General features: G+C 71.5%; 23 protein-coding genes. 10 read left to right on the top strand and 13 right to left on the bottom strand.

The genetic code is table 11. The annotated features are described in order from the left end of the window. Positions 1-1,184 (bottom strand): TldD/PmbA family protein (locus VH112_00900; GenBank protein HEX4538777.1); only part of this gene is annotated, 1,184 nt, incomplete at its 3' end. Then, positions 1,177-2,565, bottom strand: coding sequence for a TldD/PmbA family protein (locus VH112_00895; protein ID HEX4538776.1), 1,389 nt, complete (start codon positions 2,563-2,565; stop codon positions 1,177-1,179). The genes VH112_00900 and VH112_00895, both read right to left, overlap by 8 nt. A gap of 80 nt (positions 2,566-2,645) precedes the next feature. Between VH112_00895 and VH112_00890 the strand changes: the two genes are divergently transcribed. Then, complete coding sequence (locus VH112_00890; protein HEX4538775.1) at positions 2,646-3,023, top strand: hotdog domain-containing protein; 378 nt, start codon at positions 2,646-2,648, stop codon at positions 3,021-3,023. 12 nt (positions 3,024-3,035) lie between these two features. Here VH112_00890 and VH112_00885 read toward each other — a convergent pair whose 3' ends face one another. Next, a complete protein-coding gene (locus tag VH112_00885; protein ID HEX4538774.1) occupies positions 3,036-4,658 on the bottom strand; it encodes an acetolactate synthase in 1,623 nt (540 codons plus the stop codon). A gap of 56 nt (positions 4,659-4,714) precedes the next feature. Here VH112_00885 and VH112_00880 point away from each other — a divergent pair, with 56 nt between their 5' ends. From VH112_00880 to dxs, 3 genes are all read left to right on the top strand, one after another. After that, on the top strand, positions 4,715-5,668 hold the full coding sequence (locus VH112_00880; protein HEX4538773.1) for a lysylphosphatidylglycerol synthase transmembrane domain-containing protein: 954 nt from the start codon (positions 4,715-4,717) through the stop codon (positions 5,666-5,668). A gap of 65 nt (positions 5,669-5,733) precedes the next feature. After that, positions 5,734-6,798 (top strand): polyprenyl synthetase family protein, encoded by a 1,065-nt coding sequence (locus tag VH112_00875; protein HEX4538772.1) that lies wholly within the window; start codon positions 5,734-5,736, stop codon positions 6,796-6,798. 76 nt (positions 6,799-6,874) lie between these two features. Next, positions 6,875-8,785: a 1-deoxy-D-xylulose-5-phosphate synthase gene (gene dxs, locus VH112_00870; protein HEX4538771.1), complete on the top strand. Its 1,911-nt coding sequence runs from the start codon at positions 6,875-6,877 to the stop codon at positions 8,783-8,785. A gap of 31 nt (positions 8,786-8,816) precedes the next feature. Here dxs and VH112_00865 read toward each other — a convergent pair whose 3' ends face one another. From VH112_00865 to VH112_00855, 3 genes are read right to left on the bottom strand one after another with little or no spacing between them, the layout of a single operon-like run. Further along, positions 8,817-10,019, bottom strand: coding sequence for an acetyl-CoA acetyltransferase (locus VH112_00865; GenBank protein ID HEX4538770.1), 1,203 nt, complete (start codon positions 10,017-10,019; stop codon positions 8,817-8,819). Beyond that, the gene (locus VH112_00860; GenBank protein ID HEX4538769.1) at positions 10,019-11,470 is read right to left on the bottom strand and encodes an OB-fold domain-containing protein; all 1,452 of its coding nucleotides are present in this window, start codon (positions 11,468-11,470) and stop codon (positions 10,019-10,021) included. Before VH112_00860 ends, VH112_00865 begins: the two co-directional genes overlap by 1 nt. Before the next feature lie 11 nt (positions 11,471-11,481). Beyond that, positions 11,482-12,180 carry an SOS response-associated peptidase gene (locus VH112_00855; protein ID HEX4538768.1) on the bottom strand — a complete coding sequence of 233 codons (699 nt, stop codon included), beginning with the start codon at positions 12,178-12,180 and terminating at the stop codon, positions 11,482-11,484. A gap of 40 nt (positions 12,181-12,220) precedes the next feature. Here VH112_00855 and VH112_00850 point away from each other — a divergent pair, with 40 nt between their 5' ends. Then, positions 12,221-12,970, top strand: coding sequence for a class I SAM-dependent methyltransferase (locus VH112_00850; protein ID HEX4538767.1), 750 nt, complete (start codon positions 12,221-12,223; stop codon positions 12,968-12,970). Positions 12,971-12,974: 4 nt separating this feature from the next. Here the strand turns inward: VH112_00850 and VH112_00845 are convergent, their stop codons facing one another. Then, positions 12,975-14,186 (bottom strand): acetyl-CoA C-acetyltransferase, encoded by a 1,212-nt coding sequence (locus tag VH112_00845; GenBank protein ID HEX4538766.1) that lies wholly within the window; start codon positions 14,184-14,186, stop codon positions 12,975-12,977. Then, positions 14,171-15,130, bottom strand: a complete 960-nt coding sequence (locus VH112_00840; GenBank protein HEX4538765.1) for an acyl-CoA desaturase — start codon at positions 15,128-15,130, stop codon at positions 14,171-14,173. Before VH112_00840 ends, VH112_00845 begins: the two co-directional genes overlap by 16 nt. A 175-nt stretch (positions 15,131-15,305) precedes the next feature. Between VH112_00840 and VH112_00835 the strand changes: the two genes are divergently transcribed. From VH112_00835 to VH112_00820, 4 genes are all read left to right on the top strand, one after another. Next, positions 15,306-15,764 carry a flavodoxin gene (locus tag VH112_00835; protein ID HEX4538764.1) on the top strand — a complete coding sequence of 153 codons (459 nt, stop codon included), beginning with the start codon at positions 15,306-15,308 and terminating at the stop codon, positions 15,762-15,764. 74 nt (positions 15,765-15,838) lie between these two features. Continuing rightward, complete coding sequence (locus tag VH112_00830; GenBank protein HEX4538763.1) at positions 15,839-16,795, top strand: DUF5666 domain-containing protein; 957 nt, start codon at positions 15,839-15,841, stop codon at positions 16,793-16,795. A gap of 118 nt (positions 16,796-16,913) precedes the next feature. Beyond that, complete coding sequence (locus tag VH112_00825; GenBank protein HEX4538762.1) at positions 16,914-17,534, top strand: DUF2461 domain-containing protein; 621 nt, start codon at positions 16,914-16,916, stop codon at positions 17,532-17,534. A gap of 46 nt (positions 17,535-17,580) precedes the next feature. Then, positions 17,581-17,922, top strand: a complete 342-nt coding sequence (locus VH112_00820) for a VOC family protein (GenBank protein HEX4538761.1) — start codon at positions 17,581-17,583, stop codon at positions 17,920-17,922. 28 nt (positions 17,923-17,950) lie between these two features. Here VH112_00820 and VH112_00815 read toward each other — a convergent pair whose 3' ends face one another. Then, on the bottom strand, positions 17,951-18,754 hold the full coding sequence (locus VH112_00815) for a maleylpyruvate isomerase family mycothiol-dependent enzyme (GenBank protein HEX4538760.1): 804 nt from the start codon (positions 18,752-18,754) through the stop codon (positions 17,951-17,953). A 104-nt stretch (positions 18,755-18,858) separates the two neighbouring features. Between VH112_00815 and VH112_00810 the strand changes: the two genes are divergently transcribed. Continuing rightward, positions 18,859-20,430, top strand: coding sequence for a hypothetical protein (locus VH112_00810; protein ID HEX4538759.1), 1,572 nt, complete (start codon positions 18,859-18,861; stop codon positions 20,428-20,430). A gap of 7 nt (positions 20,431-20,437) precedes the next feature. Here the strand turns inward: VH112_00810 and alr are convergent, their stop codons facing one another. From alr to VH112_00790, 4 genes are all read right to left on the bottom strand, one after another. After that, positions 20,438-21,565: an alanine racemase gene (gene alr / locus VH112_00805; GenBank protein ID HEX4538758.1), complete on the bottom strand. Its 1,128-nt coding sequence runs from the start codon at positions 21,563-21,565 to the stop codon at positions 20,438-20,440. A 7-nt stretch (positions 21,566-21,572) separates the two neighbouring features. Next, a complete protein-coding gene (asnB, locus tag VH112_00800) occupies positions 21,573-24,239 on the bottom strand; it encodes an asparagine synthase (glutamine-hydrolyzing) (protein ID HEX4538757.1) in 2,667 nt (888 codons plus the stop codon). Between the two features lie 25 nt (positions 24,240-24,264). After that, on the bottom strand, positions 24,265-24,648 hold the full coding sequence (locus tag VH112_00795) for a VOC family protein (GenBank protein HEX4538756.1): 384 nt from the start codon (positions 24,646-24,648) through the stop codon (positions 24,265-24,267). Positions 24,649-24,698: 50 nt separating this feature from the next. Continuing rightward, positions 24,699-25,133: HNH endonuclease signature motif containing protein (locus tag VH112_00790; GenBank protein HEX4538755.1), on the bottom strand; the 435-nt coding region annotated here is incomplete at its 5' end.

The following is a 25,133-nucleotide window of genomic DNA, read 5'->3' as shown; positions in this document are numbered from 1 at the left end:
TCCCGGATGAGGAGTCCCTCGGCGCCCACCGAGAAGTCGCCGCTGATGGGGTTCACACCGGAGTGGATGCCCGTCACCCACTGCACGAGCATCCCCTCGCCGACCGAGGCGATGATCTCGTCCTGGCTCGCCCTGCCGGGCACCAGAGAGAGAGCCCGGCACCCGACACCCGGCGCCGTCTTGAAGCCACCGCGCACGGCTGATCCCGTCGAGGCGGTGCCCGCCCGTCGGCCGGCGTAGGTGTCGTACAGAAAGCGGCTGAGGACGCCATCCTCGACCAGCACGTTGCGCCGGCAGGCCAGGCCCTCGGCATCGTAGGTGGCCGCCCCGTAGGCCAGCGGGTCGGTCGGGTCGTCGATGAGCGTCAGCGTCGACGCGCCCACCTCCTGACCCAGTCGGTCGGCGAACAGCGACCGGCCCTTGAGGACGGCCTCGCCCGACAACGCGCTCGAGATGACGCCGAGGAGCACCGTGGTCACCCGGGGGTCGAAGACCACGGTGAGACGGCTCGAGCGGGCCTTCGTCGCCCCGAGCAGTCGAGTCGCCCGGTCGACGGCGTCGGTCGCCGCCTCCTCGAGGTCGAGCTCGTCGGGCTCCCGTCCCACCGAGTAGCCGCCACCGGTCTGGGTGTCGCTGCCCTCGCCGGCGATGGCGTAGGCGGACAGGTGGCACGATGTCCGACGGGTCGCGGCGCTGATCCCGGTGGTGCTGGCGATGGCGGCCTCCACGCTGGCGTCGCCGTAGTTCGCCGACTCCACCTGGCGAATCCGGGGATCCCCGCTGCGAACCCGCTGCTCCAGCTCCAGGGCCATGGCCACCTTGCGCTCGGCCGGCAGGTCGGCGAGCGCCGGTCGCCACAGGTCGAGGTCGGCCGCGGCGACGCCGTCGGGTGTCGCCAGCCCCACGTGCTCGTCGGGCGTGGCGAAGGCCGCGTTGTCCCTCGCCTCGGCCAGGACGTCGGCGAGGTCGGCCTCGTCGAGCGACCCGGTGTAGGCGAAACCCTGGCGGTTCCCCATCACCACTCTCACGCCCACTCCCGCCGACTCCGCCGACGACAGCGACTCGACGTCACCACCGAAGACGCGGACCGCGGTGTCGGTCGTCCGCGCCGCGTAGGCCTCGACCTCCTCGTCGTCGCCGGCCCAGCCGATCACGCGGGCGGCGACGTCGGAGAGGTCAGCCACGGGCGGTACCCCCCACGGTGACGCCACTGATCCGCACCGTCGGCTGGCCACAGCCCACCGGCACCGCCTGTCCGTCCTTGCCGCACGTGCCCGGTCCCATGGCGAAGTCGTCGCCGATGGCGTCAATGCCCTTCAGCACCTCCGGACCGTTGCCGATGAGATTGGCGTCGCGCAGGGGCTCGGTGATCCTGCCGCCTTCGATCAGGTAGGCCTCGTTCATCCCGAACACGAAGTCACCGGTCGCCGTGTTGACCTGGCCGCCACCCAGCTTGGCCACGTACACACCGTTGGGCGTCTGGGCCACGATCTCGTCGGGGTCGTCGGTGCCCTCGATGAGGTAGGTGTTGGTCATCCGCACCATCGGGAGGTGCTGGTAGCTCTGGCGCCTGCCGTTGCCCGACGAGACTCTTCCCTCCTTGCGGGCCCGGAGGAAGTCCCACATGTAGTCGGTGAGAACGCCCTCCGAGATGAGCACGTTGCGCTGGGCCGGACGGCCCTCGTCGTCGATGGCGAAGCTTCCCCACTCCGGGCCCATGGTCCCGTCGTCGACGAGAGTGACCAGCGGGCTGGCTACCAGCTCGCCCACCCGACCGGTGTAGACCGAGCTGTCCTTGGCGATGTGGTCGGCTTCGAGACCGTGCCCGCAGGCCTCGTGGAAGAGGATCCCGCCCGTCCCGCCCTTGAGCACGACCGGGAGGATCCCGCTCGGCGCCGGTCGGGCCGAGAGCTTGGTCAGGGCCCGCCGCGCCGCCTCGCGGGCGACCTCCTCGGCCTGGACCCGGTCGAACAGCTCGAAGCCAACGGTGAGGGCGGCCGTCTCGTACCCCGTCTGCATGCCGGTGTCGCCCACGGCGACGCACGAGACGCCGAGGCGCGTCCGGACCTGGTCGTCGCCGACCAGGAGCCCGTCGCTGTTGGCCACCAGGATCCGCCGGCGGCTGTCGCCGTAACCGGCCGCCACCTGGGTGATCGCAGCCCCTTCGGACCGGGCCGCCTCGTCGGCGCGGGTCAGCAGCTCGACCTTCTTCGCCTTGGCCACGGTCTCGGGGTAGGTGGACACGTCGCTGTGGCGGGGTGCCGTGGAGGGCGTCACGGCCACGACGCGGCCACCGCCGCCGCCGCGTGCCACCGCCGCAGCCGCCCCTGCTGCGGCCCGAAGGCCCGCCTCCGACAGGTCGGCGGTGTGGGCGAACCCGGTCGTTTCGCCCATCACGACCCGGATTCCGGCACCGCGGTCGCGCCCGGACGACAGCTCCTCGACCTTGCCGTCGTCGAGGGACGCCGCCGAGGTCCGCCGGTCCTCGACGAACAGCTCGGCGAAGTCGCCGCCGGTGCGCAGGGCCTCACCGAGGACGCGGTCCACCACGGAAGAGTCGATCACGAGCACTCCTTCTGCCCTCCGGCGGGGTGCCGTCGGGAACCGTCTGGCCAGCAGCGCCAGCCGACCCGTATCGTACCGTCGTGTCCATCGTTATCGGCCTGACCGGTCGGGCCACCCTGCGGGTCACGGAGGCCGACACCGCCGCCATGCTGCGGTCGGGAGACGTCCCCGTGCTGGCCACCCCGCGCCTGGTCGGGTTGTGCGAGGAAGCGTGCGTCCAGGCCATCCGCGGCGAGCTGGCACCTGGTCTCACCACGGTCGGCATGCGGGTGCAGTTCGACCATCTGGCCCCGACCGGGATCGGCAGGTCGGTGACGGCGGAGGCCACCCTCGAGAAGGTCGAGGGGCGCCGGCTCACCTTCACCGTCGCCGCCAGCGACGCCGGAGGCCTCGTCGGCGCGGGCAAGCTCACCCGGGTCGTCGTGGAGGTCGAGCCCTTCCTGAAGAAGGCCCACTGAGAGGTCCCGGAGCTACGCCAGGTTGGACGAGCGGGGGTAGGCGACCGCCGGGTCGGTGAGCACGTTCACGAGGTACGGCACCCCGGAGGCCAGGGCCCGGTCCAGAGCGGGGCCGACCTCCTCGGGTACCTCGACCGTCTCCCCGGCCCCGCCAAGCGCCCGCACCACCTCGTCGTAGCGGCAGCCCGCCTGGAGGTCGGCGGCCACGTCGTAGCCGTAGAGGGCCCGCATCGGGTGCTTCTCGAGACCCCAGATCCCGTTGTTGCCCACGACCATGGTGACCGGGAGCCGGTGGCGCACGAGGGTGTCGACGTCCATGGCCGAGAACCCCAGGGCACCATCACCAAGCAGCAGGACGACCTGGCGGTCGGGGCGGCAGACCCTGGCGGCCACGGCGTAGCCCAGCCCGGTGCCCAGGCAGCCGTAGGGTCCGGGGTCCATCCAGCAGCCGGGCTCGTAGGAGTCGATGAACCGACCGGCATAGGAAACGAAGTCGCCCCCGTCGCAGATGACGACGGCGTCGCGGTCGAGGCGAGGGAGCAGCTCTCCGTACACCCGGGCGGGATGAACCGGGTCGCCGCCGGCCTCGAGCTCGGGCCGCTCCGCCTCCCTCGCCGCCAGCTCCTGGTCGCGCAGTCGGGAGATCCAGGGCTCGTGGTCGCGGCGGCCAGGGTCGGCCGCCCCGCGCTCGGCCATGCCGGCCAGTGTGCTGGCGATGTCGCCGGCCGGGCACGCCGCCGGCTGCATGTGGCCGGCGAGCCGGTCCGCGCCGTCGACGACATGGACCACCTGCGCCGAGCCGAAGCTGCCGAACGACAGCCGGAAGTCGAGCGGCGTTCCCACCACGACGACCACGTCGGCCTCCTTGAGGGCGCGCCGAGTCCGGGAGAAGGCGAGCTCGTGGTCGGCCGGCAGGCACCCGCGGCCGAGACCGTTGGCGAAGGTCGGGACCCGCAGCGACTCGACCAGTTGACGCAGGGAGTCCCAGGCGCCGTCCCACCACACGTCGCTGCCGGCCACCAGGGCGGGACGTTCAGCCGTCGCCACCAGGGCGGCGGCCGCGGCCACCTCGTCGGGGTCGGGTTCGGCGCCGCGGGGCGCGACCGGAGGCGGCACCTGCGCCTCGGCCTCACCGAACAGGACGTCGAGCGGAAAATCGAGGAAGACCGGTCCGCGGTGGGGCGTGAGGGCCGTCTCGACGGCGCCGCGCACAGCAGTCGGGATCTCGGTGGCGGCCGGCACGGTGCCGGCCGACTTGGTGATCGGGGCCAGGATCGGCACGTGGTCCAGCTCCTGGAGGGAGCCCGCCCCCCAGCGACCCTGCGGCGCCCGCCCGCCGAGCACGACCAGGGGCGACCCGTTGAAGTGCGCAGTGGTCGTGGCGCTTATGCCGTTGGTGATGCCGGGTCCGGCGGTGAGCACCGCCACCCCCGGTTGACGGGTCAGCTTGGCCACACCCTCGGCGGCGAAGGTGGCGGTCTGCTCGTGGCGGACATCCACGATCCGCAATCCGGCCTTCACGCATGCGTCGTAGATAGGGAAGATGTGGCCGCCCGAGAGAGTGAATATTGCGTCGACGCCCTGGCCCGACAGCCCGGCCAGCACCAGCTCCCCGCCGTGGCCCTTCGTCGTCATCGTGTCCTCCAGTGTCGGCGCCGCCTACGCTAACTGGGATCGCCCAGGGGGAGGTCATGCGTCGGGTCAGAGCCATGGGGCCAGCAGTGCGCATCGCGGCCAGCATCGCCATGCTGGCCGTGCTGATCTCCCGCCTGCACCTGAGCGGGCTGCTCCCCGCCCGCCACCACAGCGCCGTCGCCTTCCTCCTGGTCGCTCTGATGGTGACCCTGACAGGGATCATCCTCTCGGCGCTGCGATGGCAGCGGGTGCTCGTCGCCCTCGAGCTGCCGACCCGGGTGCGCACTGCCATCAACCTGTACCTCGCCGGCCTGTTCGTCGGGAACTTCCTGCCCTCGACGGTGGGTGGCGACGTGGTCCGCATCAGCCGGTTGGCGAGGCTCAACGGCGAGCGCACGGGGCCCTTCGCATCGGTGGTGCTCGAACGCCTCACCGGATGGCTGGTCTTGCCGGTCATCACGCTCGCCGCCCTCCTCGCCAACCCCGGCCTGCTGCACCTGGGCCCCGCCACCCGGCTGGCCGTCGCCGTCTCGCTGGTGACCCTGTTCCTGCTGGTGGTGATGACCGCCCTGGCCGGCCATCCTCGCCTGGGCGGTCGCCTCGCCCGGCGCCAGGACTGGGTGCGGTTCGTCGGGGCCGTGCACCTGGGTCTGGACCGGTTCCGGCGTCGTCCAGCGGCGGCGATCGAGGTGCTCGCCGTCGCCTTCGCGTACCAGCTGGCCGTGGCCCTGGCCGCCTTCCTCGCCGCCGCTGCCCTCAATCTGGACGTGGGCTGGACGGCGATTCTCGCCTTCATGCCGGTGGTCGCCATCGTGCAGGTGCTGCCCGTGACCATCGGCGGCCTCGGGCTGCGGGAGGGGGCGTTCATCCTGTTCCTCGGTCCTCTCGGCGTGAGCACCAGCCAGGCGATCGCCCTGGGCCTCCTGGTGTACTTCCTCAACCTGGCCGTGAGCCTGCTGGGGGCACCCGCGTTCGCCGCCGGCGTTCGCGCCAACCGCGCCGCGTCGTAGCGTCCAGCACCTCCGGTGGTGAGGAGAATCCCAACTTGGCAGACCTCCGACCTAGGCTGGGCTCCGTGAGGCCCTCGACCCTCGCCCCCGCTGACCTGGACGCAGTTGCGCGCGCCGTCGACGAGCGCATCGAGCGCTTGCTGGCGACGGAGGTGGCCCGCTGGCACGACGTCGATCCCGATCTGCTGGCGCCCCTGCACGCCCTGCGGGACCTGCTGCTCGCCGGGGGCAAGAGGCTGCGGCCCGCCTTCTGCCGCTGGGCGTTCATCGGGGCCGGCGGGAAGCCGTCCGATCCGCTGGTGACCGACGCCGGAGCCGCGCTCGAGCTGCTGCACTCGTTCGCGGTCATCCACGACGACGTGATCGACGCCTCCGACTACCGGCGGGGACGCCCGAGCGTGCACCGCGCCTTCGCCGACCGCCATGCCCAGGCAGGCTGGCGCGGAGAGCGACGGCGCTTCGGCGACGGCGCGGCCATCCTGATCGGCGACCTGGCCTTCGTGTACGCCGACATGCTCCTGGCCGACGCGCCCCGACAGGCGATCGACGTCTTCGCCGAGCAGCGTCTCGAGGTCAGCTTCGGGCAGTACCTCGATCTGCTCGGGACCGCCCGGGGCGACAGCAGTGCCGAGCAGGCCCGGAGGATCTGCCTCTACAAGTCGGGCAAATACACCGTCGAGCGCCCCCTCCACCTCGGCGCCGCGTTGGCCGGGCGCCTCGACTACCTGGGCGCCTACCTCAGCGCGTTCGGCCTGCCGCTCGGCGAGGCCTTCCAGCTGCGCGACGACCTGCTCGGCGCCTTCGGCGAGCCGGAGGTCACGGGAAAGCCCGTCGGCGAGGACCTCCGAGAGGGCAAGCCGACGGCGCTCTACGTGCTCGCCATGGCTCGGGCCGACGGTGCCGCAGCCCAGCTCCTGGCCGACCGGTTCGGCTCGGCCAGCCTGACCACCGACGAGGTGGCCCAGTTGCAGTCGATCCTGGTCGAGACGGGCGCCCGGCAGCGGGTCGAGGAGACGATCGACGGTCTGCTCGAGCGGGCGCTGGTGGCGCTCGACGCCGTGCCCGTCACCGAGGAGGCTCGGGCCCGCCTGGCAGAGCTGGCCCGCTTCGTGGCCAGTCGCGACCGCTGATGAGGCCCTGGCGCGCGATGCGCATCCGGCCGGTACGAGGTTCCGGTAGCTTTAGGTCCGGAGGTTCGCCGCGCCCATGATCCTGGAGAACGTGAACAGCCCGGCGGACCTGCGGGTGCTCGACCAATCCGAGCTCGTCCAGCTGGCCGACGAGATCCGAGCCTTCGTGGTCGAGGCCGTGTCGGCCACGGGGGGGCACCTGGGCTCGAACCTGGGGGCGGTCGAGCTCACGCTCGCGGTCCACCGCGTCTTCGACTCGCCCCGCGACGTCATCCTGTGGGACACCGGTCACCAGGCCTACGTCCACAAGCTGGTCACCGGGCGGCGGGCCGGCTTCGCCCAGCTTCGCCAGGCCGGCGGCCTGTCGGGATATCCGTCACGCGGGGAGTCGGAGCACGACTGGGTCGAGAACAGCCACGCCTCCACCATCCTCAGCTACGCCCACGGGATCTCCACCGCGATCGACCTTGGCGCGCAGGGCGACGGCGCCGACCGCCGGGTGGTGGCGATCGTCGGAGACGGGGCACTCACCGGGGGCATGGCCTACGAGGCCCTCAACAACCTGGGCCACAGCGGACGCCGCGTCGTGATCGTGCTCAACGACAACGGCCGGTCCTACGCCCCCACCGTGTCGCATCTGTCGGAGAGCCTGACCCGGCTGCGGCTCAACCCGTCCTACGTCCAGGCCCGCAACCGGGTGAAGCAGTTCCTGCGGGACGTGCCCGCCATCGGCGGCCTGGCCTACACGAGCGCACAGGGTCTGACGGCGGCGCTGCGCGAGGTCATCGAGCCGCACGTGTTCTTCGAGTCGCTGGGGGTGCGCTACACCGGCCCCCTCGACGGCCACGACATCGAGGTCATGGAGCAGGCCCTGCGGCACGCCGCCGAGTGGGAGGGGCCCATCGTGGTCCACGTCCTCACCCACAAGGGCAAGGGGTACGCGCCCGCTGAAGACGACCAGGTGCAGCGCCTGCACGACCTCAAGGTGCGCCCGGCCAATGCCGGCCCTACGGCCGACGGCGACGCGCCCATCCAGTGCACGGACGCGTTCACCCAGGCCATGGTCGAGCTCGGCGAGGACCACCCGAGCGTCGTCGCCATCACCGCGGCGATGCCCGGGCCAACCGGGCTGCTGCCGTTCCAGTCCAGGTTCCCGGACCGCTGCTTCGACGTGGGGATCGCCGAGCAGCACGCAGTGACGGCTGCGGCGGGCATGGCCATGATGGGCCTGCGGCCAGTGGTCGCGGTCTACTCCACCTTCCTCTGCCGCGCCTTCGACCAGACCAACCTGGACGTGGGCCTCCACGGGCTCCCCGTGGTCTTCGCGCTCGACCGCGCCGGCATCACCGGTGACGACGGCCCGTCGCACCACGGCGTGCTGGACCTGGCCCTCACCCTCGCCATCCCCGGCATGACCGTCTTCGCACCTTCGTCGGCCCAGGAGCTGCCGGTCATGCTGCGGACCGCCCTCGAGCTGGACGGCCCCGCCGCCGTCCGGTACCCGAAGGGGCCAGCCCGCCAGGTCGACGCCGCCAGCGTGGGCTCGGGCACCTCGGCCCGCAAGGTCCGCCAGGGCGACGGCACCGTGTGCATCCTCGCCGTGGGGAAGCTCCTGGCCGACGCCGAGCAGGCGGCCGACGAGCTGGCCACCGAGGGTATCGGCGCCACCATCTGGGATGTGCGGGTGGTGAAGCCGCCCGACCTCGCCATGCTCACCGACGCCGCGGGGCACGGCGTGGTCGTCACCGTCGAGGACGGCATCCGGGTGGGCGGGGCGGGAGCGTTCCTCGTCGATGCCATGGCCGCGCTCGACGCGACACGGCGCATCCCGCCGGTGCTCGTGCTCGGCGTCCCCGTCGCCTACATCCCCCAGGGCAAGCCCGCCCAGATCCTGGCCGACCTGGGCCTGGACGGACGGGGGATCGCGGCCTCTGTCCGCAATGTGCTGGAGACGAGCCAGACGGCGGCCCCGTTCGACCTGGACTGACCCCAGCCCCTGTCGCTGGTCCAGCAGCAGCTCAGGCGCTGGGTTCGCTGCCCACCACGCTGACGAAGCTGACGCACTCGCCAGGCGAGCCGCCGAGGTTGTGGGTGAGGCCCAGCGTGCGGCCCCGGTCCAGTGACGCGACCCGTCGCTCGGCAGGAGCCTCCCCCCGGAGCTGGAGCCAGCACTCGAACAGCATGCGCAGCCCCGAGGCCCCGATGGGGTGGCCGAAGCTCTTGAGGCCGCCGTCGGGGTTGACCGCGAGCTCCCCATCGAGATCGAAGGTGCCGGCAAGCACCTCCTTCCACGCCGAGCCCCGCTCGGCGAAGCCGAGGTCCTCCATCAGCACCAGCTCGGTGGGCGTGAAGCAGTCGTGGACCTCGGCCATTGCGATCTCGGCCCTGGGGTCCTGGATGCCGGCCTGGCGGTAGGCGTCGGCCGCCGATCGCACGACCTCTTCGAACGTCGTGTAGTCGTAGCTGGGGTCGATGGGCCCGGCGGCGGGACCGGCGGCGAACGAGAGCGCCTTCACGTAGAGGGGGTTGTCGCAGTACCGGTGGGCGTCCTCGGCCCGCACGATCACAGCCGCGGCCGAGCCGTCGCTCACCCCCGAGCAGTCGAAGATGCCGAGGGGGCCGGCGACGATGGGCGAACAGGCGATGTCCTCCTTGGGCACCTCCTTGCGGAACTGGGCCCGAGGGTTGCGGGCGCCGTTGTGATGGTTCTTCCAGGCGATGCGGGTGAACACGTCCTTGAGCTCGGCCTGGTCGACCCCGTACTTGTGGGCGTAGGCCGGGGCCAGGAGGCTGAACAGCGCGGGAGCGGTCAGGCTGGCGGCGGTGCCGTCGTCGACCGGCCGGGCCGTGACCAGGCCCGAGAAGCCCGAGTCCTTGAGCTTCTCCACCCCGATGGCCATGGCCGTGTCGTAGGCACCGGAGGCCACGGCGTAGCAGGCGTTGCGGAACGCCTCCGAGCCCGTGGCGCACATGTTCTCCAGCCGGGTGACCGGCCGGTAGTCGAGCTTGAGGGGGCGCGACAGGGTGAGCCCGCTGATGCCCGAGCCCATGGTGCCGAGCCAGAAGGCGTCGATGTCGTCCACCTTGACCCCGGCCGAGCCGATGGCCTCGTTGGCGGCGTCGACGAGCAGGTGATCGGCTCCCTTGTCCCACTGCTCGCCGAACGGCGTGCATCCCATCCCCACGATGGCGACGCGATCGCGGATCCCGTTCGATGCCATCAGCTCGTACCCTCCGTCTTGTCGGTCGCCCGCACCGGGCGGGCCTTCCAGAAGTAATTGTGCACCCCGTTGGCGGTGAAGAGCCGCCGGAACGTCATCTCCACACGGTCACCGATGGCGACCGACTCAGGGACCACGTCGGTCAGCTCGCAGCGGAACCGGCCGCCTCCGTCGAAGTCGACGACCGCCGCCACCACCGGTGGGCTCAGCGAGAAGGCCAGGCGATCGACGGTGAAGGTCGCCACCGTGGCAGGCACGTCGGCGAGGCGCTCGGGGACCATGTGGTCCACGGCGCGACAGTGCACGCATACCCGAGTGGGCGGAAGATGGCGCGTCCCGCACGCAGTGCAGCGCGAGCCGGTGAAGCCGAGCTTCCACGCCTCCGAGCGGAACGACGCGGGGGCGGCGGGCGCATCGGGATCGGGGCGGCGGGGAGGCTCGCGCACCAGCTGCCCCCGCCAGGTCAGGAACGACGTGTAGGACAGGCCGGGGCGCCCGGACTCGATCTGCTCGGCCAGCGTGCTGGTCGTGTGCCGGGAGACGTGCTCGGTCAGGGCGTCGGTGGTGCGGAACAGGCGAACGTCGGCCCCGTCCGAGAGGGTCACCAGGGCCACGATCTGACCAGGCGCCGCCCGGTCGAGGGCGGCGGCGAGCATCAGGCCGGGCTGGGCGGCGCCCGCGTTGCCGATCGACGCCGTGAGGTCCGGCGCTATCGCCTCTCGGCGCACGCCGGAAAGCGCGACGAAACGGCGGGCGGCCCGGCTGTGGGTGCCGGTCACGAGGAGGTGGTCGATCTCGTCGGCGGTGATTCCCGCGTCCTTCAGGGCGTGGGTGAAGGCGGCCTCGGCCAGGGGCAGATAGGCGTGCTCCCCGAAGCGCTCCTCCCACACCCGCGACGCGATGTCACCGGGGGTGCGCCACCGGTCGAGGAACTCCGCCGTGGAGGAGGTGGCAGCCACGGGCTCGGCCAGCACCGGTAGCCCGGGCTCGCCGGCGCCGACCAGCAGGGCGACGGCACCGTCGCCCCCGTCGCGCTCGTCGGCACCTCCGGCCAGGCCCGTGCGCACGTCGGACGCCACGACCAGGGTGGGTCCGCGCGAGCTGTCGAGGGCCAGGCCCAGGGCGGCCACCGCCGAGCGCACCGAGCCGTTGAGGTCGGCGGCCACGGCCCCGTGGTCGAGGCCGAGGGCGGCGTGCACCGCCGCCGCGTTGGTCTTGTCGAGGTACGGCGGTGACGTGGTCGACACATAGAGGGCCTGGGGTCGGGTGTCCGGGCCGGCCGAGCGCAGCGCCAGCCGGGCCGCCTCGACGGCCATCGACGTGCTGTCCTCGTCGTAGGAGGCGACCGCCCGGGCCCCTCGTCCACCGGGGCCGCCCAGGGCTGCGCCGATCTCCGAGCGCTCCAGGCGGTTGTAGGGCACGTAGACCCCGTACGCGAGAATGCCTCCCATGCGGGGGCACCCTACCCGCGCTGGTCGGCGGGGAGGATCTCGACCAGCTCGGGGCCGTCGTTCCGGGCGCTGTTGACCGCGGTCGACACGGCATGGCGCTCGAGCACGTCGTCCCCGGCCGGCGCGAGCAGTGCTCGGGCGTCACGGACGTCCAGGGCGCCGGTATCCAGCCACCCCGCCCAGTCGGCCTCGGGCAGGATCACCGGCATCCGGTCGTGGAGCGGTGCCACGACGGCGTTGGCCTTCGTCGTGACGATGGTGCAGGTCCGCAGCCACCGACCCTCGGCGTCACGCCAGGCGTCCCAGAGCCCGGCCAGGGCGACGGGCCGGCCGTCGGCGGGCCGGATGTAGTACGGCTGCTTGGTGTCGCCCGGCTCCGCCGCCGCCCGCCACTCGTAGAAGCCGTCGGCGGGCACGATGCACCGGCGCCGGGCGAACGGCTCACGGAAGACCCCGTTGGTGGCCACCGTCTCGGCCCGGGCGTTGATGTGGCGCGCGCCCCCTCCTGGGTTGTCGGCCCACGACGGCACCAACCCCCAGCGCAGGGTCCCGAGCCGTCGGGAGCCCTGCCGCGAGCGGGCCACGGCGTAGACGTCGGCGGTGGGTGCGACGTTCCAACTCGGCGGGCGGTCGTCCGCGACGACCTCGTCCACGACGAACCGCTCGGCGAGCACCGACGGCGGGGTGGCAGCCACGAATCGTCCGCACATGATCCGTCGAGACTAGAGGTCGCGTGTGAGGATGGGCGCCGTGAGCGTCCACCCCCGCGCCGCCCTCGGGTTCGAGCGCGCTGCCGGCGCCTACGAGCGCGGACGGCCCGACTACCCGGCCGAGGCAGTCGAGTGGCTCCGCGACCGGCTGGAGCTGGAGCCCGGACGTGCGGTCGTCGACCTCGCGGCCGGGACCGGCAAGCTCACCCGGCTGCTGCTACCGACGGGCGCCCGCGTCCTGGCGGTCGAGCCGGTGGCGGCCATGCGGGGCACCCTGGCCGAGGCGGTACCGTCGGCCGAGATCGTGGACGGCACCGCCGAGGACATGCCCCTCGCCGACGGCGCCGCCGACGCCGTCACGGTGGCCCAGGCCTTCCACTGGTTCAGCACCGCGGAGGCGCTGGCCGAGATCCATCGCGTCCTGCGACCCGACGGCGGCCTCGCCCTGGTGTGGAACCGCCGCGACCCCGACGATCCCCTGCAGGTCGCCCTGGACAGGATCATCTCTCGTCACCGCGGCGACGTGCCCACCCACCAGAGCGGCCGGTGGAAGTCAGCCTTCGAGACGACCGATCTCTTCGGGCCACTCGAGGAGCACGCCGTCGCCCATCATCAGGAGCTTGATCGCCGCGGACTGGTCGATCGGGTGATGTCGACCAGCGTGATGGCCGCCCTTCCCGACGCCGAGCGCCGCGCCGCGGTGGCCGACATCGAGGAGCTGGCCGCCTCGGAGACCGAGCCGATCCGGATCTCCTACACGACCCAGATCCATCTCTGCTTCCGGCGCTGACGCCTCACCCGAGGCGTTCGACGACCATGGCCATGCCCTGGCCGCCGCCCACGCACATGGTCTCCAGCCCGACGCTCTTGTCGGCGTCCTCGAGGCCATTAAGCAGCGTCGTCATGATGCGGGCGCCGGTCATCCCAAAGGGGTGCCCCAGGGCGATGGCGCCCCCGTTGACGTTGAGCTTGTCCCATTCCACGCCGAGAGTCTTGGCCGCGGGGACGACCTGCGCAGCGAAGGCCTCGTTGATCTCGACGAGGTCGACGTCGTCGATCGTCATCCCGGCCCGCCGAAGCGCTTGGCGGCTGGCCTCGATCGGGCCCAGGCCCATGATCTCGGGGTTGAGGGCGGTGACGCCGCTGGAGATGATGCGGGCCAGGGGCTGGATGCCGAGCTCGGCGGCGCGTGTGTCGCTCATGACGACCACGGCGGCGGCGCCGTCGTTCAGCGGGCACGAGTTGCCGGCGGTGACCTTGCCGTCGGGGCGGAAGACCGGCTGCAGCGTGGCCAGCTTCTCCACCGTCGTGCCCGGGCGGGGACCGTCGTCCTTGGAGACCACGGTGCCGTCGGGTCGGGTCACCGGCGTGATCTCCCGCTCGAAGAAGCCGTTCTCCTGGGAGGTCACCGCCCGCTCCTGGGAGAGCGTGGCGAAGGTGTCCATCTCCTCCCGGGACACGTGCTCGAGCTCGGCCACGTTCTCGGCCGTCTGCCCCATGGCGATGTAGATGTCCGGAAGCCCGTCGGCGGGCTTCCATGACTCCGCGCCGCCCTTGGCGCGCGCTGCCGTGCGCTCCGCCGCCTCGCCGAACTGAGGGTTCGTCGTGTCGGGCAGGCTGTCGGAGTTGCCCTTGACGAAGCGACTGACCATCTCGACGCCAGCGGCCAGGAAGACGTCCCCCTCGCCGGCTCGGATGGCGTGGGCCGCCATGCGGATGGTCTGCAGCGACGACGAGCAGTAGCGGGTGATGGTGGTGCCAGGCACGTCGGGGAGGCCGGCGAGGATGCTGACCACCCGGGCCATGTTGTAGCCCTGCTCGCCTCCCGGCAGCCCGCACCCCAGCATGAGGTCGTCGATCTCGGCGGGGTCGAGCTCGGGCACCTTGCCCAGCACGGCCTGGACGATCGTCGCCGCGATGTCGTCGGGACGGAGGTCGACCAGCGTCCCCTTGAAAGCTCGGCCGATCGGCGTACGGGCGGTGGCGACGATCACGGGCTCGGGCATGACAGCTCCTCGACTCGGTCCCCCGCGTCAGGATGATACCCACCCTCGTCCGGGGCCTCGGCGCCCGGTCGCCTCCTGCGGCTGGCCAGGCGCTCAGGACCGGGCCAGCGCACGTGGGTCGCCCACCCCAGGCGCTCGAGGACACGGATGACCCTCGCGGTGGCATCGAGCTGGCCGCGGTCCACACCGTGGCGGGCCGAGGAGGGGAAGGCGTGGTGGGCGTTGTGCCAGGACTCTCCGAGGCTGAGCACGGCCAGGGGGGCGAAATTGGAGCTGTGGTCGGCCGTCTGGAACGGCCGGCGACCGAACATGTGGCACAGCGAGTTGGTGCTCCAGGTCACGTGGTGGAGCACCATCATCCGGACGAGACCACCCCACAGGAAGGCGAGCAGCCCCCCGCTGAGGGTGGCGGTGGCCGCCCAGCCGATCAGGAACGGGATGGCCAGGCTGGCGGCGCTCCACACGTGAGAGGTCTTCGACACGATCAGCATGTCGCGATCGGCCAGCAGGTCGGGCGCCCACCGCTCGGGCTCGGAGGGGTGGGAGTCGAAGAACCAGCCCACGTGGGCGTAGACGAGGCCCTTGAGCTGCGGCCAGAAGCCGGTGCCGTACCGGAACGGCGAGTGGGGGTCGCCCTCCCGCTCGGTGTGGGCGTGGTGCTTGCGGTGCTGCGCAACCCACGTCAGCGCCGACCCCTCCACGGCCATCGTCCCGGTGACGGCCAGGGCGATCCGCAGCGGTCGGTTGGCCCTGAAGCTGCGATGGGCCAGCAGGCGGTGGAACCCGACGGTGACGCCCAGGCAGGTGACGACGTACATCACCACGGCGATGACCACGTCCAGGCCGCTGATGCCACGCCCCCAGAGGCTGGCCACGGCGACGCCGAGGGCCACGAGCGGACCGACGACCAGGATGGCGGCGCTGACCTGTTGAAGGCGTGACACCCGCGGACGAGGTGCGGCGTCGGCTGGGCGCGACGCAGCATCGACCTGGCTAGTCATGGCTGGCACCAGACGCTCCTCCGGGGTCCGCCGACCCCCGATGTGAAAGGCGGCGACACCATCCTCCCACGCCCCGAACGGTCCCCGCGCCGTCGCGACCTGACATGCTCGGCGAGGCATGCCCACCCTCCTCGTCGTCCACCACACCGCCTCCCCATCGCTGCACTCCATGTTCGAGGCCGCCCTCTCGGGCGCGACCGACCGGCGCATCGAGGGCGTCGAGGTCGTGAGCCGACCGGCGCTGGCGGCGACAGCCCTCGACGTGCTCGAGGCGGACGGCTACCTCCTGGGGACGCCCGCCAACCTGGGCTACATCTCGGGCGCCCTCAAGCACTTCTTCGATCAGATCTACTACCCGTGCCTGGACGCCACCGTCCGACGGCCCTACGGCCTGTATGTGCACGGCAACGACGACACGGCGGGGGCGGTGCGGGCGGTGGAGACGATCGCCACCGGCCTCCAGTGGCACCGCGCCCAGGACCCGGTGGCCGTGCTCGGCGAGCCCAGCCAGCGGGACCTCGAGGTGTGCTGGGAGCTGGGCGCGGCGCTGGCGGCCGGCCTCACCCTCGAGGGGTGACGAGCGCGCAACTCTATGGACCGCCTCAGAGCTCTCTCAGGCTGCCCTAAGCTACTGCGGGCAACCTTGGTTCCATGGACCACGACTCTGCGTCCGGCGCCGACGCGCACCCCTCCGCCCACTCCTCGGACTCGGCGGACCCGTCCGACCTGGCCTGGCCCTGGGGGCCCGAGTCGGGACAGCCGAAGGCTCCTCAGCGGCCTCCGGGCCGTGGGCAAACAGGATGGACCAAGCGCGTGGGGCTGGGCGCGGCCGCCGTTGGTCTGGCCGGCGGCGCCTTCGGGATCGTCTGGGCGGTCACCTCGGGCCCGGGCAGCTCGAGCTCGGCTACCTCCGTCCCCCCTGCCGCCAGCCAGTCGGCGTCGACGGGCGACCCTGCCCAGTCGTTGGCGAGTCCCGGACAGCCGGCCCCCGGTCCGGGGCAGGGAGGTCCGGGACGGTTCGGCTTCGGATTCCGAGGAGCCATGGGCGGCGCGGACCAGAACGGCCGGAAGGCCACTCCCGGCATGGCCGGCACCGTCAAGAGTGTGAACGGGTCGCCTTCGACGATCACCATCCAGGACTTCATGGGCTTCACCCGGACGATCCACACCACGGGGTCGACCACCTACACGCGCGGCGGGCAGTCGGCGAACAGCTCGTCGGTGACCAACGGGGCCGAGATCGCTGCCCAGGGCACCGTCGACCGCAACGGGACCGACCTCGACGCCACCAAGGTCGCCGTCCTCCTCCCCCGGGTCGGCGGCACCGTCCAGTCGATCTCCGGTCAGAGCTTCGTCGTGCGGGGCCCCGACGGCACGAACCACACGGTGACCACGACCGGCAGCACCACCTTCCACCAGGGCCGGTCGCAGGCGTCGCTTTCCGATGTCAAGCAGGGCGCACGGGTCCTGGCCACGGGCGACCGTCAGTCGAACGGCGATCTCACCGCCTCGTCGGTCCAGATCCTGCCCGCCGGTCCGCCGCACGCGCCCAACGGCGCACCCCCCGCACCTCCGGGAGGCGGCCCGCAGTCCGGCAACACCACCTGAACGACCTGCCGTCCGGCTCCGAACCGGCCGGGGTTGCAGCCACCCTCCCCCAGTGCTGCGACCCCGGCCGGTCGGCGCATGTCGGACGGTGACCATGGCTCGGCTAGCGTCGCAAGCCGTGGCGTTCCGGGGGTGGCCCGCGGAGGCGATCGAGTTCTACGAGGGCCTCGAGGCGGACAACACCAAGACCTACTGGCAGACGCACAAGGCGGAGTACGACCAGCTCGTCCGCCAGCCCATGCAACAGCTGCTGGCCGAGCTGGCGCCCGAGTTCGGCGAGGGACGGATCTACCGTCCGTATCGGGACGTTCGCTTCAGTCCCGACAAGTCGCCGTACAAGACGGCCATGGCCGCATCGCTGGCCTCGGGCGGCTACATCCAGCTCTCGGCTGATGGCCTGGGCGCAGGGTGCGGCATGTACGCGCTCGATGCCGAGCACCTCGACCGCTACCGACGGGCGGTCGTCGACGACCGCAGCGGCGCCCAGCTGGACTCGATCGTCGCCGCCACCGCCAAGCGCGGGATCGAGGTGACCGCCCACGAGACGCTGAAGACCGCGCCGAGGGGATATCCGAAGGACCATCCCCGGGCCGGGCTGCTGCGCCACAAGGGCCTGGTGACGTGGAAGCAGTGGCCGGTGGGCGACTGGCTCGGCACCAGCCAGGCCAAGAAGAGGGTCGGCGACTTCCTGCGCGCCTCCGCGCCTCTGAGGGAGTGGCTGGCGACCCACGTCGAGTGAGGTACCAAAGACACATGGAACCAACAAACAGAGAGGAGATGACAGCATGGCCCAACCAGTCATCCACTTCGAGGTCGTCGGCCCGGACGGCAAGGCGCTCCAGGACTACTACAGCTCGCTGTTCGACTGGAAGATCGATTCCAACAATCCGGTGAACTACGGCATGGTCGAGCCCGGCCCCGGCGGCATCGCCGGTGGCGTCTCGGCGTCGCCGGACGGCCGGCCGGCAGTGACCTTCTACGTCCAGGTGCCGGACCTCCAGGCGGCGCTGGACAAAGCCGAGAAGCTTGGCGGCAAGACCGTGATGCCACCCATGGACGTGCCCGGCGGTCCCTCCATCGCCCACTTCACCGACCCCGCCGGGAACCTGATCGGGCTCGTCAAGTGACGTGAGGGGCTGAAGCCCCTCGCTGGGTTCAGGGTGTGATGGACAGGTTGTCGACCACCCGTCGACCGATGGCCTCGTCGCCGGCGAAGGTCACGCGGCCCGAGGCGACGGCGTGGTCGGCCGTCCATCTCCCCGCGGCCAGACAGGCATAGGCCTCGGAGTCGACCGTGATGCGCACCGTGGGGTCACCCGAAGGTTCGGCCGGGCGGGCCCGGCCGTCACTCATGACCACGGCGATGCGACGCGCCTTGTCCAGCTCCAGCACGACGGTCGAGCCGTCGGGAGGCCCGGCCCGCTTCCCGACCACATAGCCGAACGAGGAGACGAGGCGGTCGATCGCCGCCTTCGGTGCCGCTCCCTCGAGGTGCCCCGGGCGTCCGAGGGCGCGCCTGATGTCCTGTTCGTGCGTCCAGCAGTCCATGACCCTGACATCCATGAAGGTGGCGTACGGGACCTCGCCCACCGGGCTGGGTGTGCTCGCCTCCAGCTGCTCGTCGTTCATGGCCTCCAGCGCCGCGACCCTGGCGGCCGTCACCTCTTCGAACTCGGCGAGGACCCTGTCGCCGGGCAGCTGGCGCCGGGCGTCGACCCACGCCTCGTTCATCTCGCCGATGGGGTTGTGTACGTGCGCCAGGGCGGCCGGAGCAGGGTCGGGCGACGGACGCCCGAGGAGCATCGACTCGGTGCCGATGACGTGGGCCAGCTGGTCGCGCACCGTCCAACCGGGGCAGTCGGTCATCGTGTCCCACTGTCTCGGGCTCAGGTCCTCGCAGGCTGCGGCCGTCGATCGCCACACGGCGGCGAGCTGGTCGATGAACGCTCTGTCGGGCATGCGGCGATTCTCGCCCCGTTCGCGTCCCGATGACAACGCGTGCCGATGAGAAGAGCCGCTCAGCGACGAGGAAGCCCCAGGATGGGGGACGAACTACTCCTCTCGTGAGGATCCTTGCGGCAGCGGTCGTGGTCGCCGGTTCGCTCTCGTCCGTGGCGCTGTCCGGCGTGGCCGGCGCCGCAGGCACCGACGCCTCGTTCCAGCCCCGGCCGTGGACACCTCAGACGGAGGTGCAGAACTTCTCCAAGGTCGAGGAGCGCCAGACGATCTACGACACGCCCGGCTACCAGGCCCTGCTGCGCACGATAAGCACCCAGAACGAGACGGCGGCCAACCTCGAGCAGGTCAACGACCCAGGGCGCCTCTTCCAGGCCGACGTCTGCGCACGGGGCGACGACGGCTGCGCCGGCGACGCCCGCCTGTACACCTGGCAGACCGGCGGCTATGGGATCGTGCAGCCCGTCTACTTCACGGCTCGGGACGGGGCGACGATCTCCGGGCATGTGTGGGCCACCCGCGCCGGCCCCGCCCATCGCCCCGGCATCGTGATCACCGACGGCTCCGTGCAGGCCGACGAGCAGCTCTACTGGTACGCGGCCGAGGCCCTGGCCAAGGCCGGCTACGTGGTGCTCACCTGGGACGAGCAGGGACAGGGTCAGAGCGACACCCTCGGAGAGGCGCCCGACCAGCGCGAGGGCGTGCCCGCCCAGAGCGACGGCCGGCCCTTCTTCGACGGCACCGAGGACGCCGTCAACTTCTTCCTCTCGACGCCGACGAGGCCCTACCTGCCCGTGGCGAGCTGCTCGACCGGCACCAGCCACGGCGCCAAGCAGGCGGCGCGGGTCGAACAGGGCCTCGACAACGCCTACAATCCGTTCTCGGCCATCCTCGACCCGAACCGGCTCGGTCTCGCCGGGCACTCCTACGGGGCCGCCGGCGTCTCCTACATCGGGCAGTGGGACCCGCGGGTGAAGGCGATCGTGGCGTGGGACAACCTCAGCGCTCCCGATCCCAACGCCAGCTTCGGACCGAGCTCCGGCCCCGTCGAGCAGCCGTGCCCGTCGAACCCGGCGGCGCGCTCGGTGCCCCCGATCACCAAGCCGGCGCTGGGTCTCTCGGCCGACTACGGCCTGCCACCGACCCCGAACACCTCGCAGCCGAAGCCCACGGCCAAGACGACGGAGTCCTTCGCCTACACGAAGGCGGGCGCCGACACGGGAGAGCTGATCATCCGGGGTGGGAGCCACCTGGACTTCAGCTTCATCCCCAACGTCGCCTTCGGGGCATCGCTGCGCGGCGCCGACCTGATCGACTGGTACACCACGGCCTGGTTCGACAAGTACGTGAAGGGGGACCCGACAGCCGACCGGCGTCTGCTCACGACCCGCTGGCAACATGACGCCGCCGAGGCGAGGATCGACCCCAACAAGGACCCCAACATGTTCTCGTTCTTCTACCAGTCGCGCCTCAGCATCCACCGCGCCGGAGGAGGCACCTTCGACTGCGAGGACCTGCGGGCCGGCTGCCCAGGGCTGGTCGCGCAGGACGGGCGGCCCGGCGACTACGCCTACCTGACGCTGGCGACCTCGCCCGACTCGGGTCCGGTGCCCGCCGACGCACCGAAGGGAACCGGCCTGTATCCGAAGACGGCGCAGCTGCCGTCGCCGATCGGCTAGCGCGCGCTCACTGCGTCGATCGGGCTGAGGGCCGCGGGATGCGCGCCGCGCGCGACGAGGTCGCACACAGCACCTCGTGGGGAATGGTGTCGCCGGCGGCGGCGATCTCGTCGGCACCGAGATGGTTGCCGTCGAGGTCGCCGAGCAGGGCGGCCACGTCGCCCTTGGCCACCGGGTCGCAGTCGGTCACGTCGACCATGACCTGGTCCATCGTGACCCGGCCGATGATGCGACTGCGCCTGCCACCGACCAGCGCGGTGTCGGTCCCCGCCCGCCACCGGTGGATGCCGTCGGCGTAGCCGACTGGAAGTGTGGCCACGCGCGTCGTCCTCGGCGCGGTCCAGGTCCGGCCGTAGCTGACCGTGTCTCCCTTGCTGATCTCCTTCACCTGGGTCACCTCGGCGAGCATGGTCATCGCCGTCCGGAAGGCGACCGCGTCCCCCGCCTCGACCGGCGGGTACCCGTAGAGGGCGATGCCGAGGCGGACTAGGTCGTGATGGGTCTCGGGGAGGCGGAGGATGGCGCCGCTGTTGGCGGCGTGGACGAGCGCATCGGGGGCCAGCTGGCGCAGCGGCTCGGCCCGCTCGAGGAACGAGGCGTGCTGGCGCCGGGTGACCTCGAGGTCGGGGGCCTCGGAGTCGGCGAAGTGGGTGAAGACGCCGGTGATCTCGACGTTGTCGCGAGCGTCCTGGAGGGCGCGCCGCAGCGGCTCGAGGTCGGCCACCTGGGCGCCCAGGCGGTTCATCCCGCTGTCGATCTTGACGTGGACCCGTGCCCGTCGCCCCGCATGAGCGGCGGCGCGGGCCAGCGACTCGACGGACTCAGCGTCGAAGACGGTGAGCTCGACGCCGGCGTCGAGCATCGCCGGGTAGAAGCGATCGGGGGTGGCGCCCACGACGAGCACCGGGACGCCGAAGGGCACCGCCTGCAGGGCCTCGGCCGGTGACGAGACGCCCAGCCACGTCGCCCCTCCCTCGAGCGCTGCCGCCGTGGCCAGCTCGAATCCGTGGCCGTAGCCGTTGGCCTTGACCATGGCCATGAGGGCGACGCCCGGACCGAGCGTCGCCTTGACGGCGGCGGCGTTGTCGGAGATCGCCGCCGTGTCGACGTCCAGCCACTTCTGCGGGCTGTACATGTCGCTGCTAGGCGCTGGCGGCAACCGGCGACTCGTCCGCATGCTCGGCTATCCGCCGTATGAAGCCGAAGGGGGTCTGCTCGGCCGATTGGCCCAGTGGGTTGTCGGCGACCAGGCCGAGGACCGTGTCGACGCTGGATCCCTCGGTGACGGCGAAGACCTCCGCCGTCAGGTCGTTGGCGTCGATGACGGCGACATCGATACGGGCGCCGTACCGCTCCTCGAGGGCAGCGGCGATGCGCCGCACCTCACCCTCGGGGTCCACGGGGGCCGCCATCGCCCAGTGATCGAATGGTGGCAGGTTTGCCGCCGACGGTCCGTCGATGGCATTGACCCGTGACCCCGCGACCCGGTAGAAGTCGCCGCGGCGCCCGAAGGGCCGCGTGACCCCGGCCGCCGCCGCCGCCAGCAGGATCCGCCCCAGACCGACCTCCTCGATGGCCAGCTGCATCGTCGTGGGATGCCCCAGTCCGATGCCGATGGCGGTGCGGGTGACGAACCGGGAAAGCACCTTGGCCGCCGTGGTGCAGTGGATCTCGTCCACCGGGCGGCCCCGGCCCTGGCTGATCGAGAGCGCCTTCTCGCTGATCACGACGAGGTCGCCGTCACGCGGCGCGCAGCCCTGCTCTCGCAAGCCGTCCAGGCATCCAGCGAGGACGTCGGTGAGGTCGTCCCCGCGGCCGATCACCGGGGAGCGCAGCGGGATGCGGGCGAACGTCTGGCCGTCTCGCGTCATGAACAGGTGCCGTCTGGCATTGGGAGCGGACGCTGCCAGTGCCTTCGCATCGGCCGGATCGAGCGCGGCCCGAACCTGGGCGTCACCGCGGATGGCGAACCCGGCGGCATAGCTGTCGTCGTTCAGGCTCGTCGCCCGGTCGTCGATGAAGATCCGCATCCAGACCTCGGCGTTGATCGCCCGCCAGAAGAACATGCTCTCCTCGCGTTCGCCGACGCAGGCCTGACGAAACGCCTCGGCCACGTCGGGACCGTTCCACCACGGGCGCCTGGAGAAGCTCGGCGACCGCATCAGGCTCTGCAGGGCGGCGCGCTGTCGACGGAACCACCGGAACTCCGGGGTGGTGAACCCGATCTTCTTGCGGCGCCGGCGAACCTTGTCCGGCAGCACGTCGCTCAGTGCCTTGCGCAGCACGGCGCGGTTCCAGCCGTCGTCGATGATCGCCTCCGTCGGGAGGCTGAGGATGTGCTCGACGAGCTCCTGATCGAGGAACGGCAGGCGCGCCTCCAGGGAGAAGGCCATCGAGATGCGGTCCTCATAGCGCAGCAGGGGCGGCAGGCTGTAGGTCACGAAGTCCTGGAGCAGGCGCAGCTTGAGGTCGTTCGTGGCGCGATCGTCCCGGGGGGGCTGGTGCTGCCCCATGAAGCTCGGCTGCAGCAAGCCGGCGACGTCGATCCGGTGCCGGCGGTCACGCAGGCGGCGCCGGATCAGGGGCACGACCAGGTCTCGCGTGCGCCACGCCTCGTGGACGAACTTGCCCCAGCGACGCTTGTGGGCGAGCTCGCGCAGAAAGACGTACGGGTAGTGCGAGTAGCCGGCGAGCAGCTCGTCCCCCGCCTGGCCGTCGAGCACGACGGTGACGTCCTGGCGGGCGCGACGGATGACCATCCACATGGCGAACGGGGCACTGCTCACCATGGGCTCCTCGACGTGCCAGACCCAGGCCTCGAGCTCCCGGATGAAGTCGGAGGCTGTCGGCTGCACCTGGGCGTTGTCGGCACCGGTGCGCTTGACGACCTCCTCGATGTAGTCCGACTCGTCGATGGGATCGCCGGGGAACACAGCCGAGAACGTCTTCAGCCGGTCGCCCATCGAGGTGGCGTCGGGCACCTTCTCCTTGAGGAGCTTCGACATCACCCCGCAGATGGAGGATGAGTCGAGACCTCCGCTGAGACAGATGCCCAGTGGCACGTCGGCGACGAGCCGGCGCTCCACGGCGCGCTCGAAGACCGCTCGGAAGTCCTCCGGGTCGGCCGAGCCCGACTCGCTCAGCTGCGGCGTCCAGTAGGTGCTCTCGGTGACGCCCGAGTCGTCGATGACGGCGAACGCAGCCGCCGGGACCTGGCGGACACCCTCGAAGAACGTCGAGGTCGTGTGGTCGAACAGCCCGTAGGCCAGATAGTCGAACATGGCCTGCTCGTTGACGGCCCGCTCGAAGCTCGGGTCCTGGAGGATGGCCTTGACCTCCGACGCGAACAGCACCCGCTGCCCGTTCCGGGCGTAGAAGAGGGGCTTGATCCCGAAGTGGTCGCGGGCGAGCACGAGCCGGGGACGATCGTTGCGCCGGTCCAGCAGGGCCAGCGCCCACATGCCGTTGAAGCGGGCGAAGCAGTCGGTGCCCCACTCCTCGTAGGCGTGGAGCACCACCTCGGTGTCGCAGTTGGTGTGGAAGGTGTGGCCCAGCGGCTCCAGCTCGGCCCGGAGCTCCCGAAAGTTGTAGACCTCGCCGTTGTAGACGATGTGCACCAGCCCGTCATCGGTCGCCATGGGCTGATGCCCGTGCTCGATGTCGATGATGCTGAGGCGGCGAAACCCGAGGCTGGCCTCGTCGGCTTCGAAGTACCCCTCGTCGTCAGGCCCGCGGTGGCGCTGGGCGTCGGTCATCGCCTGCAGCAACCCGCGGTCGAGAGGACCCCAAAAGCCGCTGATCCCGCACATGCTCGGGAGCCTACCCTCCGAGGACCTAGTGCCCGGAGCCGTACGGTCGCGTGATGATCTCCAGGAGGTGGCCGTCGGGGTCGCGGAAGTACACCCCGCGGCCCCCATCGTTGCGGTTGACCTCACCCTCCCGATTGAGACCCGGATCCGCCCAGTAGTCGAGTCCGCGCTCGGAGATCCGCCCGAAGATCTGGTCGAAATCACCCTCGCCGATGAGGAACGCGTAGTGCTGCGAGGCAATCTCGCCGTCGACGTCGTGAAAGTCCAGCGACACCCCGTTGCTGGCCTCGACGACGAGGAAGGGCCCGAAGGCGGTCGCCGGCTCTAGCCCGAGGATCTCGGTGAGGAACGTCGCCGACCGCTCCTTGTCCCTGCACCACACGATGGTGTGGTTGAGCTGCACGCTCACCGCGCCACGCTATCCCCTCCCGGTGCCCCTGCGCCGCCGCCTCTACCGGCTCACGGCGGCTCCCTCCCGCCGCCGCTCCCGCCCTCGCCGGCGTTCCCGTCGCCGCTCCCGTTGCCGTTGCCGCCGCCCAGCAGGCCCGCCTGGCGGTCCTGCTCGGTCTTGCGCTGGTGGCACTCGTAGCAACGGCCGGCCATGTTGTCGCGACTGGTGCGGCCCCCGTTGGCGACCGGATCGACGTGGTCGCGCTCGATGCCGTGGCGCTTGCCGCAGTCCACACAGCCCAGGCCGTCGAAGCCGGGAGGATCGCCGAGCTCGAGGGCCGTGCGCAGCTCGGCGGGGATGTAGCGCCCGATGTGTCTGACGGTCTCGATGCGCACCCCGTCGTGGATCACCCCCTTCACGAAGGCCTCCTCGGCTCGCTGGCGGGCCACCGACACGGGGACCGGGCCCCCGCCCACGAGGTGACAGGTCCCCTCCCCGCCGTC

Source organism: Acidimicrobiales bacterium, from assembly GCA_036270875.1.
In the GTDB taxonomy this organism is placed as follows: domain Bacteria; phylum Actinomycetota; class Acidimicrobiia; order Acidimicrobiales; family AC-9; genus AC-9.
Note: the sequence above shows the minus strand (reverse complement) of the source record. Positions and strands in the feature narration are given on the sequence as shown.

Bases quoted from the DNA above. Each gene is read 5' to 3' on its own strand.
- VH112_00880 (HEX4538773.1), top strand. From the start codon at position 4,715: ATGCGTCGGGTCAGAGCCATGGGGCCAGCAGTGCGCATCGCGGCCAGC.
- asnB (HEX4538757.1), bottom strand. From the start codon at position 24,239: ATGTGCGGGATCAGCGGCTTTTGGGGTCCTCTCGACCGCGGGTTGCTG.
- VH112_00830 (HEX4538763.1), top strand. From the start codon at position 15,839: ATGGACCACGACTCTGCGTCCGGCGCCGACGCGCACCCCTCCGCCCAC.
- dxs (HEX4538771.1), top strand. From the start codon at position 6,875: ATGATCCTGGAGAACGTGAACAGCCCGGCGGACCTGCGGGTGCTCGAC.
- VH112_00845 (HEX4538766.1), bottom strand. From the start codon at position 14,186: ATGCCCGAGCCCGTGATCGTCGCCACCGCCCGTACGCCGATCGGCCGA.
- VH112_00865 (HEX4538770.1), bottom strand. From the start codon at position 10,019: ATGGCATCGAACGGGATCCGCGATCGCGTCGCCATCGTGGGGATGGGA.
- VH112_00885 (HEX4538774.1), bottom strand. From the start codon at position 4,658: ATGACGACGAAGGGCCACGGCGGGGAGCTGGTGCTGGCCGGGCTGTCG.
- VH112_00815 (HEX4538760.1), bottom strand. From the start codon at position 18,754: ATGCCCGACAGAGCGTTCATCGACCAGCTCGCCGCCGTGTGGCGATCG.
- alr (HEX4538758.1), bottom strand. From the start codon at position 21,565: ATGTACAGCCCGCAGAAGTGGCTGGACGTCGACACGGCGGCGATCTCC.
- VH112_00820 (HEX4538761.1), top strand. From the start codon at position 17,581: ATGGCCCAACCAGTCATCCACTTCGAGGTCGTCGGCCCGGACGGCAAG.
- VH112_00860 (HEX4538769.1), bottom strand. From the start codon at position 11,470: ATGGGAGGCATTCTCGCGTACGGGGTCTACGTGCCCTACAACCGCCTG.
- VH112_00835 (HEX4538764.1), top strand. From the start codon at position 15,306: ATGCCCACCCTCCTCGTCGTCCACCACACCGCCTCCCCATCGCTGCAC.
- VH112_00855 (HEX4538768.1), bottom strand. From the start codon at position 12,180: ATGTGCGGACGATTCGTGGCTGCCACCCCGCCGTCGGTGCTCGCCGAG.